Raw genomic sequence first — 15,295 nt, 5'->3', positions numbered from 1 at the left:
ATTTTTGTTTTTCGCCCGCCCGCCGGCCCGCCCGCGCCCGCCCCGCCCGCCCCCACGGCTCGTCGTCCCACCCGCCCGGTCTGTACGGCACGCAGCCCGTACAGACCGGGGCGGCCACGCAGGCCGCCGATCCCCACGGCTCCAGTATCGGGTATCCCCGCCCGTCACGCCTGTTACCGCGCTGCCCTTTTGTGGCGCTTGCTACCGGATCGGTGACCGATGTGCCCGGTTGCCGCTGAGGGCGGTCAGGTGCGGCCGCGGTGGGCGGCGACGCGTTCGCGGGTGGCGCAGCGGGTGCTGCAGCAGCGCCGCGGGCTGCCGCCCCCCAGGTCCAGGTACGGCCGGCGGCAGGTGATGGAGGCGCACAGCCCGCCCGGCACGCGCTGGTGATCGGCCAGCAGGACGGCCAGCGCCAGGGCCGACGAGGCCAGGAACCACTCCCCCCACGGCGCGTAGTCGTCGCCGTCCACGTGCAGGTGCCACGGAGTCGTGGCCCCGTGGTTCGTCAGGCGGGGCGCCCACGCGGCCGTCGCCAGAAGATCGTTCAGCCGGGCGGCCGCCACGTCGGGGCCGGCCGCGGCGAAGACGGTGACCAGCCGCTCCGCCGCCGCCCGCATCGCCGCCAGGTCGGCCTCGCCCAGGTCCAGGTCGCCGGTTTCGCCGTGGTCGCGCAGCACGCGCGCGACCGACTCCGCCGACGGCTCCTCGTGCAGCAGCGCGACGCACAGGTCCACGGCTCGAGCCGCCATCGCTTTGGTCGAGTGAACCGCCACGCCAGCAGCGTATGCCCGAAGACACGGAAACGGCGGGGCTCCCCCAGCCCCGCCGTACCGCGTCGAACCTGACGAGAGCTCAGCCGCCGCAGGCCGCGAAGACGTAGCTGTCCTTCAGGAGCGAGTAGTGATCCCGGACCTTGACGGCCCCGGAGTCGGTGTCGATCTGGACGATCGTCATCTTGTTCGCCTTGCCGTCGGGGTACTGCACGAGGTGCAGCGTGACCTGCCGCTCGCCGGTCCAGTCGATCATGTGGAGGTCGCCGGCCGGCAGCTTGACCTTCCGCTTGGCGATGACCTGGTCGTTCTGCATGTCGTACAGGACGAGCCGGGACTTGGCGCCGCCCATGACGACGTTCGCGGTCGTCCGGCCGTCGGCCGCCAGGGCCGACGGGGAGTTCGAGGCGACGATCTGCGGCGGCGTGACCCGGTACAGCTGCTCGCCGGACTCGCCGTAGGCGATCAGGTCCGTGACGGACTCGTCGGCGGAGACCTCGGTCAGCAGTTCGCCGCCGTCGGCGCTGAAGCCGAGCAGCGTCTGGTGGCCGGGCGTCGAGCCGAGCAGGGCGCCGGTGGCCGTGTCGAAGATCCGCGTCTTCACCGCCTTGTTGGTGGCGAAGACGGCCGCGAGCCGGCCGCCGTCGTCGGAGAGCTGGAACGTCACGTCGTACTGGGCCACGCGTGGCAGCGCGTCCTTGGCGAAGAGCTTCACCCCGCCCCCCATGGTCCGTACGGCCAGCCGCCCGGACTTGGTGAAGTACGCGACGCGCCGGCCATTACCGCTGACGGCGATGGGCGCGACCTGGGTGTGCGAGGACTTGCCGTTCGCTTCGCGGGCGATGGTCTCGGCGTCGGGCAGGGAGCCCTTCTCCCCGCTGTGCATCATCAGCCGCCACTCGCCGCACGGCCGCTGCTCGCCCTTGACCGTGCAGCCCTTGACCGAGGCGTAGCGGATGCCGTCGTGGTGGTCGTGTGGCATGGCCTGGGCGGCCTGAGGTGCGGTCACCAGGGCGGCCAGCCCTGCCGCGATCGCCACGGCGATCCTGATCTTCATGGTCGTCACTCCCCTGCCACTCTGAAGGCGTACCTGGTCTTGCTGATCGAGTACTTGTCCGTCTGCGTGGCGGCGCCGCTCTTCGTGTCGACGGTGAACTCCCGTACCACCGCCGTCGAGCCTTCGTCACCTGTCTGCACGAGCACCGTGAGCCGCCCGTCCGCGCTCCACCGGGCGAGGTACGGCGTCTGCGCCGGCTTCAGCGCCAGATCCACGCCCGCGGAGAGGTCCCCGGTCTCCAGGTCGTAGATCCGCAGCCGAGGGGCCTTCTTGGCCTCCTCGTCACCGGCGATGATCACCGCGACGGTCTTGCCGTCCGCGGCCAGCGCGGTGATGGCGGAGTTCGCCACGACCTGCGACGGCGTGCGCTTGATCGAGGTGCCGTCGGCCCGGTACGCGATCAGCGCGGAGGTGTTGTCGCTCCTGAAGCGCTGGGCCAGTACCTCGCCCCCGTCGCCGCTGAAGCCGCTCATCGAGTCCTTGGCGGGCAGCTCGACGATCTTGCCGGTAGCGATCGTGACCACCTTGGCGGGGACGCGCTCCTTGTCGTCGGTGGAGTCGACCAGCAGCTTTTCCCCCTGGGGCGACAGGTACAGGCTGAGCGGGCTCGTCCCGTACCGCTTGGGCACCAAGGACGCCGCCAGCACCTTGACCGGTCCGCCCGCCGCCTGCCGTACGACGATGCGGTGGTCGCGGGCCCGCTCGTAGGCGATCACGCGGCCGTCGCCGCTGATGGCGAACAGGCCGGGGTCGTCGAGCTTCCTGCCCTTGCCGTCGATCTCGGTGGCGGCTGCGTCCTTGACGGTGAGTTTCCCGCCGTCACGCGTGATCAGCTGCCAGTGGCCGCAGGGGTAGGTGGTGTCGTTCTTCTTGTCGGTGCAGGTCTTGATCCAGGCCGCCCGGACCTGGGAAGGGCCTGCTTGGGCGTGCGCGGCGGGGGGAGTGATCCCCAGCCCGCCGATGACCGCCGTCGCGAGGAGGGCGGCGGTCGCTGAGGTGTGCCTCATGGTGGTGTTCCCTTCACTCGTCCGGTTAGATACCGGCCGAGCGAAACGGGTTGATCACAGGTGAGACACATTCCTGTGCCCGCCCGGACAGGTGTTCAGCTCAGCGGGCGGCGGCCCGCGAAGCCCAGATCCGTGCGGTGATACCAGGCCAGTTCGCTCTCGCCCTCGATCCAGCACAGGCGTACGGACACCCCGTCGAGCACGGCGGGAAAGTCGACGAGGACCGGCGCGATCCCCTTCACCTCGATGCCCTGCCCGGTCCAGGTGCTCAGGATCTCCTCGATGCGCGCCTCGATCGCCTTCATCTCGGGGAGGCCGCCCAGCGCGGACACGCCGGCGCTCTCGCGGTCGAAGGCGATCTCGGCCAGGTCGGCGCGGGCGGCGATCAGCTCGCCGGCGGTGTCGATGACCGACGGCATGAGCGAGCGCGCCTCGTCGAGGGTGAAAGTCCTGGCCATGCCCGAACGCTATCGGGTGGGCCAGGGATCCGGCGAACGCCACCGGATGGGCGCGTAGGCGCTCGGCGCCCTCACCGGTTGGGCGCGTAGGCGCGCACGAGCAGCTGCTCGGCGTCGTCGAGGTAGGCGTCGAGGAAGGCGGCGGCCTCGTCCGGCCGGTCGGCTTCGAGGAGCTCGAGGAGCTTGCGGTTGCGGGTGACGAACGGCTCGTGGAACGCGCGCGGATTCTTCATGACGTGGAAGACGAGCCGCAGCTCGGCCAGGAGCTGGCGCATGGTCTCGTCGAGCCGGGGGCTCTGGTTGAGCGTCACCAGCGCCTGGTGGAAGCGGATGTTGGCGGTGCCCACGCCGCGCCAGTCGTCGTCGGCCGCGGCCCGCTCGGCGTCGGCCACGGCCTGCCTGATCACGGCCAGTTCCTGGCCGCTCGGGCGGCGCCGGACGGCCGCGCCCTCGATCACCCGGCGTACGCGATAAAGGTCCGCGACGTCCTGGGCCGACAGGATCCGCACGAACACGCCCCTGTTGAGCCGGTGGTCCAGCAGCCCCTCGTGGCCGAGCAGCCGGAACGCCTCGCGCAGCGTGTTGCGCGACACGCCGAGCGCGTCCGCGATGGCCTCCTCGGACAGGCGCTGACCCGGCTCGAAGAAGCCCTCGGTGACCCGGTCGCGCAGGATGTCGGCCACCCGCTCGGCAGTGCTGGTGCGGCCCAGCCTGGACCGGTCATGTTCGAGATCCGCAAGGGGGCTGTCCGCCGCGTCGTCCACAGTCAACAGGAAATCATCCAACAAACCTCTTGTCGAATTGTTCAACGATCCTTATGTTGATAAGAACTCCCTGATCGAAGGAGCGATGATGACGGGCTCCACGCGGCAGACCCGGCGGGTGATCCTCGCCAGCCTGATCGGCACCTCTCTGGAGTGGTACGACTTCTTCCTCTACACGACCGCGGCGACGCTGGTCTTCGGCAAGCTGTTCTTCCCCACCTTCGACCCGCTCAACGCGACCCTGCTGGCCCTGACGACCAACGCCGTCGCGTTCGTGGCCAGGCCGCTCGGCGGAATCGTGTTCGGCCACTTCGGCGACCGTGCCGGCCGTAAGACCGTGCTGGTCGTGACGCTGCTGGTGATGGGCGTCTCGACGTTCCTCATCGGCGTGCTGCCCGGCTACGAGAGCATCGGCGCGCTCGCGCCGGTCCTGCTGGCCGCACTCAGGTTCGTACAGGGGCTGGGCCTGGGCGGCGAGTGGGGCGGCGCGGTCATCATGTCGCTGGAGCACGGCGACGACCGCCGTCGCGGCTTCAACGCCAGCTGGCCGCAGGTGGGCGTACCCGCCGGATACGTGCTGGCCACCGGGACGCTGGCGATCCTGTCGTTCACGCTGTCGGACGCGGCGTTCCTGTCGTGGGGCTGGCGGGTGCCGTTCCTGCTGTCGGGCGTGCTCGTGCTCGTCGGGCTCTGGGTCCGGCTGAAGGTCACGGAGTCGCCGCTGTTCACGGAGCTGGCCCAGCAGGGCGCCAAGGCGAAGATGCCGCTACTGGAGGTGCTGCGTACGCACCCGCGCGCCCTGCTGTCGGCGTTCACCGCGCGCATCGGCGTGGACGTGGCCTTCTACACCTTCACCGCCTACATCCTGGTCTACCTCACCGGCCCGCTGAAGCTGGAGCGCTCGGTGGGGCTCAACGCGGTGTTGATCGGGTCCGCGCTGCAACTGGCGCTGATCCCGCTGTTCGGCGCGCTGTCGGACCGGGTCGGCAGGCGGCCCGTCTACTTCGCGGGCGTGCTCGGCGCCGCGGTCTGGGTGTTCGTCTTCTTCCCGCTGCTCGACACCAAGTCCTTCCCGCTGATCGCCCTGGCCGCGATCGTCGCGCTCGTCACCCACGCGGCGATGTACGGCCCGCAGGCCGCCTTCATCGCCGAGCTGTTCAGCACCAGGCTCCGCTACAGCGGCGCGTCCATGGGATACCAGGTCGCCGGGATCGTCGGGGGCGCGCTGGCCCCGATCATCGCGCTGAAGCTGTTCGCCACGTACGGCACCACGACGGCGGTCTCCCTCTACGTGGTGGCCGCGCTGGCCGTCACGGCCGTCGGCCTGGCCATCGCGCCGGAGACCCGCGACCGGGACATCGCCGCCGACCCCACCGACGTCCCGCAACGAGCCTGAGCGTCCTACCTTCGGCCGGAAGCCCCGGCCGTACCTCCGCAAGTCCTGCCGCGAAAGGCGCGGGCGGCGGCTGCCACCGCCGCCCGCGCGGGAGGTCTCCGTGCGCATCACCCTGTCGATCATCTTTGTACTCGCCGCGCTGCTCGCGATCCCCACCGTCATCGGGGCGATCGGCGGTCTGGAGAGCACCGAAGGCGGCGAGATCGCCGTCGTCCGCGACGGCGGCTGGTTCGACGACAACCAGGTACGCCAGGTCATCGACCCGGGCTCCGGCCTGACCTGGACGGGCATGTGGTCCTCCGTCCACCCCTATCCCGCCCAGCAGCGCTTCTACACGATCACCGCCGACGCCAAGCGGGCCACCACGCTCGGCGTGGACGTGGTGACGGTGCCGAGCAGCGACGGCGTGAACCTGGGCATCGAGGGCACCCTGTACTTCACGCTCAACCTCGACCACGACACGCTGAAGAGATTCGACGACAAGTACGGCACGCGCACGTACCGCGCCCAGAACGACGAATCGCGGGCCGCGTGGGAGGGCGACGACGGCTGGGCGGCGTTCTTCGGCCAGGCCGTCCGGCCCGTGGTGGACAACGCGCTGCGCGGGCAGCTGGGCACCATGCGCTGCGCCGAGCTCGTCCCCTCGTGCTCGCTGCTGGCGAGCACCGCGCTCAAGGACCAGAGCGGCGACGCCAAGACCCCGCCCCAGGACAGCAACACGAACATCACCAGGGTCCAGAACGCCGTCAACGCCACCCTGGCCAGGGACCTGCCCCAGACTCTGGGCGGCGAGTTCTTCACCGGCCTGCGCTTCACCCTGGCCAAGGTGACGCTGCCGGCCGAGGTGCAACAGGCCGTGGACAGGTCGCTGGCCGCCAACGCCGCCGTCTCCGAAGCCCAGGCCCGGGTCGCCCAGGCCAAGGCCGAGTCGGCCGCGAACCAGGCCCGGCAGGAAGGTTACGACAAGTGCCCGGCCTGCGCCGAGATCGACAAGCTCAAGTCGCTCCCCCAGGGCATCACCGTCTACGCCCCGGGGAACCCGCAGTCCATCGTGGTCCCGACCCGCTGAGGCGGCACGTGTCCTGTTCGCGTTGCCGGTGCCGTACCTGTGGCTGGTGGCGTCAGGCCGCGACCTTCGGTGACTCGTCGGCGCGGGGGCGGCGCCAGGAGCCCTTGAAGGCGGCGAGGGAGAGCAGGAAGACCACCTGGCCGGCCAGCGCCACCCACAGCCAGGCCCCCCATCCGCCGGCCGTCACCACCATCGGCGAGATCACCAGCAGCGCCACGATCATGACCCGGACGACCATGCCCCACAGGCCCAGCGCCGCGCCCTGGAGCCGGGGGTCGACGTCCTCGGCGTCTTCGGAGAAGTTCGCCATCCAGGGGACGTAGGCGACGCCCAGGACCAGGAACAGGACCGCGTAGACCAGCGTGACATCGCCGATCGTGGCGCCCGTGCCGATGAGGCCGATGAAGTAGGCGAGCGCCGCGATCGTCAGCACGATGCCCACGGCCGTGAACGGCTTGCGCAGGTGCAACCGGTCGGAGATCCGGCCGACCACGATGACGGCCAGCGCGTTGAGCAGGATGCCCAGGGCGACGACGCGGTTGGCCTCAGCGGTCTCCATCCCGAACGAATGGGACAGGATCGTCTGACCGAAGATCGCGAAGGTCCAGTAGAGCACCTGCCAGCCGGTGTTGCCGAGCACGTGGGCCCAGAGGTGAGGGTGCCGGAACAACTCCCGTACCTTGCCCGGATCGATCTTCTCCTCGGCGGCCACCGCCTCCTCGTGCCGCATGACCTGGGCGCGCAGGGCCGCCGACGGCTCGGCGATCTGCCAGATGACGACCGCGCACAGGATCAGCGAGACGACGCCCATGATGATCGCCTGCGACTGCCAGGCGTTCCCGAACATCGGCAGCGTGAAGCCCGCGATGAACGAGGCCAGGAACGAGGCGCCGACCGGCCCCCAGGTCCAGAACGCGAACGCCTGCGCCCGGCCCAGGCGCGGCGAGAAGTCACGGACGAGCGACGCGGTGATCGTGATCCCGGCACCCTCGATGAACAGCATCAGGCAGCGGACCACGAACAGCCCGCTGACCGAGTCGACGGTGGCGAGCAGGAAGTTGCAGGCGGCGGTGACGGTCAGCGTGGGCACCAGGATCGTGACCCGGCCCCACCGGTCGGACAGGATGCCGCCGAACGCCGCCGACAAGCCGCCCACCAGTACGGACGCGGCCGCGATCAGCCCGTAGACCTCAAGTGACATGTGCAGGTCGCGCTGCAGCAACGGCAAGATGGTGGCGATCGTCGTCTCGAAGTTGGCGATCAGACTCGCCAGCACGGCTATCGCCAGGAGCCAGACACGGCGGCGGCCGACGGGGTACACGCTCAACTCGCGGACATAGAACGGCTTCATACCCAGTCCTTAGGGGGACGGTGCGTGACTGTCGCTCTAGAACGCGTTTCTAGTTGCTGTTGAGTTTGCCGTTTTATCCGTATAAGTCAAGATTTGTGGCTATCACGATGTGATCTCGGTCACACGGCCGGCGTTGTGATTGAATCGCGGCCATTTCGCAGAACACAGGTCCCTTTATAGGCATAAACTGCGCGCCTGTGAGCCTCCCTGTACGTGAACGTTCCCCCCGGCCGGGAGGCGGTCGACACCGCCGTCCCGTGCCCACGTCCCTGCCGCCGGACGCCCCTGTCCTCGTCCTCGCGGTGCCGGGCAGCACCTCGGGCGTGGCAGCGGAGATCGCGGCCGTGGTACGCGTCGACAACCCGCAGATCGAGGTACGCCTCACCAGCGTTACCGATCTCGCCGACTCGCTCCCCTCGGGGCGCGAATCGATCGTGGTGCCGCTGCTGACCTGGGACGATCCGATCGTCTACGCCGAGATCGGCAAGGCCGTCGCGGCGGCCGGGTCGAACGCGGTCGTGACGGAGGCGCTCGGCCCGCACCCGCTGCTGGCCGAGGCGCTGCACATCAGGCTGGCCGAGCGCGGCCTGGCCAGGGCCGACCGGGTCCGGCTGCTGAACGTCTCCAGCCCCGTCGACGCCATCATCCTGGGCACGGTCGGCGGCGAGCGGGCCGTGCACGCCGTCCAGGCGACCGCGGTGCTGCTCGCCTCGCGGCTCACGCTCCCCGTGGTCGCCGCCTCTCTCGACAGCGATCCGGGCGTGCCGGTGGCGGCCGAACGGCTGCGGGCCGCCGGCGCCACGCGCCTGGCCCTCGCGCCCTGCCTGATCGGCCACGAGGCTCCGGCGGAGGTGGTCGAGCAGGCCGCCACGGCGGTCCGCGCGGGACACTCCGAGGCACTCGGCGCGCACAGCGCGATGGCCGAGCTCGTCGCGCGGGCCTACGGCAGCCAGCTCGCGACCTGACAACGCTGTCCGGGCCGCCGCGGACCAACCACGGCGGCCTGGACGTACAGCAGTGGCGCGGCCCGCTGCCGGCACGTGCTGGGGCCGCGCGACCTGAGCCGACCGGCGTGGTCGGCTCTCAAGCCTCGCGCTTGACCAGCGCCGCCGTGCTCTCGCGGACGATGAGATCCGTGGCCAGCTCCACCCGCCGGCTCTCCGGGGCCTCCCCGCGCTTCATCGCCAGGACCGTGCGCGTCGCCAGGGCGGCCATCTCCTGCAGCGGCTGGCGGACCGTGGTGAGCGGGGGCCAGGCCGACTTCGACAGGGGCAGGTCGTCGAAGCCGACGACGCTCAGATCTTCGGGTACGCGCAGGCCGCGCTGGCGGGCCGCCTCGAAGACGCCGAAGGCCATGAGGTCGCTGCCCGCGAAGATCGCCGTCGGCGGGTCGGGCAGGGAGAGCAGGGCATGGCCCTGGTCATGGCCGGACTCGACCAGGAAGGTGCCTCTGCGGATCAGTGTGGGGTCCACCTCGACGCCCGCGGTCTCCAGCGCCGCCCGGTAGCCGTCGATACGCGCCTGGCTGCACAGCATGTCGCCCGGCCCACTGATCACGCCGACTCTGCGGTGGCCAAGCTCCAGGAGGTGACGGGTGGCCGCCAGGCCGCCGTGCCAGTTGGTGGCGCCCACCGAGACCACGCCCGGCGCCGGCTCGCCCTCCGGATCGACCACCACGAACGGCAGTGAACGGGCGCTCAGCTGCGCCTGGACCCCGGTCGAGAGCTTGGAGGCCACGACGACCACGCCGTCCGTCCGCCGCGAGGCCAGCCGGTCCAGCCAGTCTCTCCCTGGACCCGCGTGGGTGTGCAGGACCGACATGACGACGCTCGCTCCCGCGTCGCGGGCCGCGGACTCGGCGCCGCGGACGATCTCCATCGCCCACGGCGACTCGATCTCGGCGAACACCAGGTCCACCAGACCTGAGGGCGTGTCGTCCTGGCTGGTGCGCCGCTGGTAGCCGTGCTCGTGCAGCAGCCGTTCGATGCGGTGGCGAGTCTCCGGGGCCACTTCGGGACGGCCGTTGATGACCTTGGACACCGTGGGGATCGAGACCCCGGCCTCCTCGGCTATCAGGGCGATCGTCACCCGCCTCTTCGCTGGCATGAGCCGGAGTCTAACCGAAACTTTCGGTCCTGAGTCGGGATCGCCTCCACGATGGCTATTGACGCATTACAGACAGGCTACTTATGCTCCGGGCAAAGAAAATATCGGGGGTTTTACGAAACTTTCAGCAGTGGAGAAGGGAACCCTATGAGGCGCAGTCTCGTACTGGTCGCCACGGCCTTACTCCTCGCCGGCTGCGGCGGTGGCGGGACCCCGGAGCCCGCGGGGAGCGGCAAGCCGGCCTCGGCCGCGAAGGTGACGCTCGAGTGGTGGCATTTGTCGACCACCGAGCCGATGAAGACACTCTGGGCGACCAGGGCCAAGGAGTTCGAGGCCGCGCATCCCAACGTCACCATGAAGCTCACCGTCCTGGAGAACGACGCCTACAAGGCCAAGATCACCACACTCACGCAGTCGGGCAAGGCGCCTGACCTGTTCGCCACGTGGGGCGGCGGCGTCCTGAAGCAACAGATCGACGCGGGTCTGGTCAAGGACATCACCGCCGACGTCGCTCCCGTCGTGGGTAACTTCACCAAGGCGTCGCTGGCGGCCTACCAGTTCGACGGCAAGACGTACGCGCTGCCGACCGACATCGGGATGGTCGGTTTCTGGTACAACAAGCAGCTCTTCGCCAAGGCGGGCATCACCGCGCCGCCCGCCACGTGGACGCAGTTCCTGGACGCCGTCAAGAAGCTGAAGGCCTCGGGGACCACCCCGATCGCGCTGGCCGGCAAGGAGAAGTGGCCCGGCCACTACTACTGGGCCTACCTGGCCATGCGCATCGGCGGGCTGCCCGCCCTGCAACAGGCCGGGGTGGACCACGACTTCACCAAGCCCGACTTCGTCGCCGCCGGCCAGCAGCTCAAGGCGCTGGCCGACCTGCAGCCGTTCCAGAAGGGCTTCCTCGGGGCCGGCTACGGCACCCCTGACGGCCAGGCGGCGACCATGTCCAACGGCAAGGCCGCGATGGAGCTGATGGGCCAATGGGCGCCGAGCGTCCAGGCGTCGTCGGGCAAGGGGCTCGGCGACAACCTGGGCTTCTTCCCCTTCCCCATGGTCGAGGGCGGCAAGGGCGCGATCACCGAGGCGTTCGGCGGCGGCGGTGGCATCGCGGTGGGCGCCGACGCGCCCGCGGAGGCGGTGGAGTTCGTGAAGTTCATGACCGAGAAGGGCAATCACACCAAGGCCGTCGAGTCCGGCGGGGTGCTTCCCGTACTGAAGGGTGAGGAGAGCGCGGTCAAGGACGCCAACCTGAAGGTGGTGGCCCAGTCGCTGGCCTCCGCCACCGGCTTCCAGCTCTTCCTCGACCAGGCCTACCCGCCCGCGGTCGGCCAGGAGGTCAACGACAGCGTGGCGCAGCTCATCGGCGGCACCAAGACGCCTCAGCAGGTCGTCGACGCCATCACGGAAGTGGCCAAGAGCGAATGACGACGCTGACCCGGGGGCCGGAGGCGCCCGCGCGCCCGGCCCCCGCCTCCCCCTCCCGGGGGCGGCGGCGCGGCTGGGTGACGATCGCGCTGTTCGTCCTGCCCGCGCTGGTGCTGTTCCTCCTGCTCGTCGTGGCGCCGATCCTCATCGCCTTCTACGCCAGCGCCTTCAAGTGGAACGGCTTCGGCGGGCTGCCGACCACCTTCATCGGGCTGGACAACTTCACCCGGTTGTTCGGCACAGAGGTCTTCCGGGACGACGTCTGGCACCTGGTGGTCCTCGTCGTCCTGACCGTCGCGGTGCAGCTGCCCATCGCGCTGGGCATCGCCATGCTGCTCAACCAGCGCATCCGCGGTCGTGCCCTGTACAGGCTGGTGTTCTTCGCGCCGTACGTGCTCTCCGAAGTGATCACCGGCGTGCTGTTCTCGCTGATCCTGTCGCCGGACGCGGGGGTGGCGAACCGGATCCTGGGGCTGGTCGGGCTGAACTCGGACTGGCTCGCCGACCCTGACACGGTCATGTTGTCGCTCTTCCTGGTCATGACGTGGAAGTACTTCGGCTTCCACATGATGATCTATCTGGCCGGACGGCAGAACATCCCCGAGGAGCTGATCGAGGCCGCCCAGATCGACGGCGGCACTCCGTGGCGGGTCTTCCGGCACGTCACGCTGCCGTTGCTGGGGCCGACGATCAGGATCAGCGTGTTCCTGTCGGTCATCTACACGATCCAGCTGTTCGACCTGGTCTGGATCCTCACCCAGGGCGGGCCCTCGCACTCCTCGGAGACGATGGCCGTCACCATGTTCGAGTTCGGGTTCAAGCGTGCCCAGGTCGGCTACGCCAGCGCGATCAGCGTGGTGATGTTCGCCCTCAGCCTCGTCTTCGCCCTCGCCTACCAGCGCTTCGTGATGCGCCGCGACCTCGAGGGCGCGACCACCAGGATGGGAGACCGCCGATGAGACGGCAGACGCTGCCCCTGCACGTGATCGCGTGGATCGTCGGCGCGTTCATCCTCATCCCGGTCGTCTACGCGCTGCTCGGCGGCTTCAAGAGCACCGCCCAGCTGTCCGTCAACCCGTTCGGCCTGCCCGACCCGTGGGTCCCGTCGAACTACACCGACGTGCTCACCGGGGGCTCGTTCTGGCGGCAGCTGTGGAACAGCACGTTCATCGCCCTGGCCTCGACCGTGCTCGTCGTCGCGCTGTCGGCGCTGGCCGCCTTCGTCTTCGCCAGGTTCGCCTTCCGCGGCAGGGAGGTGCTGTTCACGCTGTTCACGATGGGGCTGATGTTCCCGTTCGCGGTGGCGATCCTGCCGATCTTCGTGCTGCTGCGTACGTTCGGCCTGCTCGACAGCCCGCTCGGCGTGATCCTCACACAGGCCGCCTTCGGGCTGCCGCTGACGATCCTCATCCTGCGCGGCTTCTTCAGGAGCATCCCCGGCGAGATCGAGGAGGCGGCCACCATCGACGGCTGCTCGGCCTTCGGCTTCTTCTGGCGCATCCTGCTGCCGATGGCCCGGCCCGCGCTGGCCACCGTCTCCGTCCTGGCGATCGTCGGGAGCTGGAACAACTTCATGCTGCCGCTGGTCGTCTTCAGCGACGAGTCCGGATGGACGCTGCCGCTCGGCATCCAGCAGTTCCAGGGCCAGTACAGCACCGACACCGCCCGGATCCTCGCCTACCTCGTCCTGGCCATGGTGCCCGCGCTCGGGTTCTACGCCATCGCCGAACGCCACCTGATCGGTGGCCTCACCGCTGGTGCCACGAAAGGGTGAACATGCTGCAGGTGTCCGGAAGCCGGCTCGTCACCGCCGACTCCACTCCGGTACGGCTACGCGGAGTGGGACTCGGGGGCTGGCTGAACATGGAGAACTTCATCACCGGCTATCCCGCCAACGAGACGGCGATGCGCGAGGCCGTACAGGGGGTGCTGGGCGAGGATCGGGCGGAGCTGTTCTTCGAGCGGCTGCTGACCTCGTTCTTCACCGAACAGGACGCGGCGCTGCTGGCCGGCCTGGGGGTGAACTGCGTGCGCATCCCGGTCAACTACCGCCGTCTGGAGTCCGACCAGCGGCCCTTCGAGATCATCGAGCACGGCTTCCGCCACCTCGACCGGGTGGTCGACCTGCTCGGCTCGTACGGCGTGTACAGCGTCATCGGCCTGCACGCCCTGCCCGGCGCGCAGAACCAGCACTGGCACTCCGACAATCCCACCCACGTCGCCGCGTTCTGGAACCATCGCCACTTCCAGGATCGGGCCATCCACCTGTGGGAGGCCATCGCCGACCGCTACCGTGAGCATCCGTGGGTGGCCGGGTACAACCCGGTCAACGAGCCCGGCGATCCGAGCGGCAAGGTGGTCGGCCCGTTCTACGACCGGCTGGTCAAGGCGATGCGCGCCGCCGATCCGCGGCATGTGCTGTTCCTCGACGGCAACACCTACGCCACGGACTTCTCGATCTTCCGGGAGGTGTACGGGAACACGGTCTTCGTCTGCCACGACTACGCCCTGGCCGGGTTCGCGCACGGCGGGCCGTACCCCGGCTACACCCGCGGCGAGTGGTGCGACCGGAGCGAGTTGGAGCGGACCTTCCAGGAGCGGTCCCGGTTCCAGCGCGAGACGGGGACGCCGCTGTGGGTGGGTGAGTTCGGGCCCGTCTACACCGGTCGTCCCGAGATCGACGAGCAGCGCTACCGGATCCTGCGCGACCAGCTCGACATCTACGACGAGCAGGGGGCCGGCTGGTCGCTGTGGACGTACAAGGACGTGGGGCTGCAGGGGCTGGTCCACGCGGCGGGGCCGTACCTCGACAGGTTCGGGGCGTTCATCGGCAAGAAGCGGCGGCTCGGCGCGGACCGGTGGGGCTCCACCATGGAGGAGTCGGCCGACGTCCTGGCGCCGCTGCACACGCTGCTCGACACCGAGGCCCCCGGCTGGGCTCCTTATCCGTGGGGGGCGCGTTACCAGGCCGACGACCTGATCAGGCACATCCTCATCGCGCAGGCGATGCTGCCCGAGTACGCCGAGCTGTTCAGGGGGCTGTCCGACGACGACGTGGTGGAGCTGGCCGACTCCTTCGCGCTGGAGCGGTGCGTACGGCGGCAGCCACTGCTCGACCTGCTGGCCGCGAACCTGGGGGAGTAACTCGCGACGCTGTGTTCCGGCGCGGCCGTCCGGCGTGGCGTTCCGGCGCGGCCGTCCGGCGTGGCGTTCCGGCGCGGTCGTCCGGCGTGGCGTTCCGGCGCGCTGTCTTCTTCTGGCGACACGGCTGTGGCGTCACGCGGGATTGTCGGTGGCGCACCCTACGATGAGGCTCCTCACGGAGGGATACCCACATGCTGGACTCGCTGATCGTGCCCCTGTTCGTCACCACGGACCTGCCGCCGCAGGCGGACCTGGCCGAGTTCGGGGAGTTGCTGGCAGAGACGGCGCGGACGCTCGACCATGACGACGTGAGCTACGCCGCGTTCCTGGCGGGCAAGGTGTTCTGGCTCGACCGCCCGGTGCTGCCCCGGCAGCGGCCCGCGGCCGAGGGCGAGCCCAGGTTCGCGGCGCTGCTCGGCTACCTGGCCGCCTCCGGGACCGGGCACACCTCGCGCGATGTGGTGGCCGACGCGCGCCGGGCGATCGACGCCGCCGTCGCCTCCCGCTACGGCGACGTGGGGGCGGCGCCCGCCGTGTTCGCGATCCGCGACCGCGACGTGCGGGAGCGCACCCCCGATGCGGCCGTCTACGTCGGCACTCGCGACGCCGCCGCCGACCTGGTCTCCGTCACGCGCCCCTACCTCTGACCCCGTCCGACGGCAGCGGCAGCGGCCAGAGGCACGGGCACCACACGTACGGGCGCCAGACGTGCAGGCCAGACGTGCAGGCCTCAGACGTGCAGGCC

General features: G+C 69.9%; 15 protein-coding genes. 8 read left to right on the top strand and 7 right to left on the bottom strand.

The window, feature by feature from the left end; all coding sequences use genetic code 11:
- Positions 1–245: 245 nt before the first annotated feature.
- The 5 genes from AB0H88_RS11155 to AB0H88_RS11135 all read right to left on the bottom strand — a co-directional run bounded on the left by AB0H88_RS11155 (position 246) and on the right by AB0H88_RS11135 (position 4,056).
- A complete protein-coding gene (locus AB0H88_RS11155) occupies positions 246–773 on the bottom strand; it encodes a CGNR zinc finger domain-containing protein (protein WP_357643140.1) in 528 nt (175 codons plus the stop codon).
- Between the two features lie 79 nt (positions 774–852).
- The gene (locus AB0H88_RS11150; RefSeq protein WP_357643139.1) at positions 853–1,827 is read right to left on the bottom strand and encodes a hypothetical protein; all 975 of its coding nucleotides are present in this window, start codon (positions 1,825–1,827) and stop codon (positions 853–855) included.
- Positions 1,828–1,832: 5 nt separating this feature from the next.
- Positions 1,833–2,834, bottom strand: a complete 1,002-nt coding sequence (locus tag AB0H88_RS11145) for a hypothetical protein (protein ID WP_357643138.1) — start codon at positions 2,832–2,834, stop codon at positions 1,833–1,835.
- 95 nt (positions 2,835–2,929) lie between these two features.
- Positions 2,930–3,292, bottom strand: a complete 363-nt coding sequence (locus AB0H88_RS11140) for a DUF2203 domain-containing protein (RefSeq protein ID WP_357643137.1) — start codon at positions 3,290–3,292, stop codon at positions 2,930–2,932.
- Between the two features lie 71 nt (positions 3,293–3,363).
- On the bottom strand, positions 3,364–4,056 hold the full coding sequence (locus AB0H88_RS11135; protein ID WP_357643159.1) for a GntR family transcriptional regulator: 693 nt from the start codon (positions 4,054–4,056) through the stop codon (positions 3,364–3,366).
- An 85-nt stretch (positions 4,057–4,141) separates the two neighbouring features.
- Between AB0H88_RS11135 and AB0H88_RS11130 the strand changes: the two genes are divergently transcribed.
- Positions 4,142–5,452, top strand: a complete 1,311-nt coding sequence (locus tag AB0H88_RS11130; protein ID WP_357643136.1) for an MFS transporter — start codon at positions 4,142–4,144, stop codon at positions 5,450–5,452.
- Positions 5,453–5,552: 100 nt separating this feature from the next.
- Positions 5,553–6,521, top strand: a complete 969-nt coding sequence (locus AB0H88_RS11125; RefSeq protein ID WP_357643135.1) for an SPFH domain-containing protein — start codon at positions 5,553–5,555, stop codon at positions 6,519–6,521.
- 52 nt (positions 6,522–6,573) lie between these two features.
- Here the strand turns inward: AB0H88_RS11125 and AB0H88_RS11120 are convergent, their stop codons facing one another.
- The gene (locus tag AB0H88_RS11120) at positions 6,574–7,872 is read right to left on the bottom strand and encodes an MFS transporter (RefSeq protein ID WP_357643134.1); all 1,299 of its coding nucleotides are present in this window, start codon (positions 7,870–7,872) and stop codon (positions 6,574–6,576) included.
- Between the two features lie 257 nt (positions 7,873–8,129).
- Here AB0H88_RS11120 and AB0H88_RS11115 point away from each other — a divergent pair, with 257 nt between their 5' ends.
- Complete coding sequence (locus AB0H88_RS11115; RefSeq protein ID WP_357643133.1) at positions 8,130–8,837, top strand: hypothetical protein; 708 nt, start codon at positions 8,130–8,132, stop codon at positions 8,835–8,837.
- Positions 8,838–8,955: 118 nt separating this feature from the next.
- Here AB0H88_RS11115 and AB0H88_RS11110 read toward each other — a convergent pair whose 3' ends face one another.
- Positions 8,956–9,978, bottom strand: coding sequence for a LacI family DNA-binding transcriptional regulator (locus tag AB0H88_RS11110; protein WP_357643132.1), 1,023 nt, complete (start codon positions 9,976–9,978; stop codon positions 8,956–8,958).
- A gap of 147 nt (positions 9,979–10,125) precedes the next feature.
- On the opposite strand from AB0H88_RS11110, the gene AB0H88_RS11105 reads away from it, so the two are divergent.
- The 5 genes from AB0H88_RS11105 (at position 10,126) to AB0H88_RS11085 (ending at position 15,197) form a co-directional block, all read left to right on the top strand.
- On the top strand, positions 10,126–11,406 hold the full coding sequence (locus AB0H88_RS11105) for an extracellular solute-binding protein (protein WP_357643131.1): 1,281 nt from the start codon (positions 10,126–10,128) through the stop codon (positions 11,404–11,406).
- A complete protein-coding gene (locus AB0H88_RS11100) occupies positions 11,403–12,365 on the top strand; it encodes a sugar ABC transporter permease (RefSeq protein ID WP_357643130.1) in 963 nt (320 codons plus the stop codon). Before AB0H88_RS11105 ends, AB0H88_RS11100 begins: the two co-directional genes overlap by 4 nt.
- The gene (locus AB0H88_RS11095) at positions 12,362–13,180 is read left to right on the top strand and encodes a carbohydrate ABC transporter permease (protein ID WP_357643129.1); all 819 of its coding nucleotides are present in this window, start codon (positions 12,362–12,364) and stop codon (positions 13,178–13,180) included. Before AB0H88_RS11100 ends, AB0H88_RS11095 begins: the two co-directional genes overlap by 4 nt.
- A gap of 2 nt (positions 13,181–13,182) precedes the next feature.
- Positions 13,183–14,550, top strand: a complete 1,368-nt coding sequence (locus tag AB0H88_RS11090; RefSeq protein ID WP_357643128.1) for a cellulase family glycosylhydrolase — start codon at positions 13,183–13,185, stop codon at positions 14,548–14,550.
- A 191-nt stretch (positions 14,551–14,741) separates the two neighbouring features.
- Positions 14,742–15,197 carry a hypothetical protein gene (locus AB0H88_RS11085; protein WP_357643127.1) on the top strand — a complete coding sequence of 152 codons (456 nt, stop codon included), beginning with the start codon at positions 14,742–14,744 and terminating at the stop codon, positions 15,195–15,197.
- Positions 15,198–15,295: the final 98 nt, after the last annotated feature.

This window comes from Nonomuraea sp. NPDC050680, assembly GCF_040654555.1.
Lineage (GTDB): Bacteria > Actinomycetota > Actinomycetes > Streptosporangiales > Streptosporangiaceae > Nonomuraea.
This window is presented reverse-complemented; position numbering and strand designations above follow the sequence as displayed.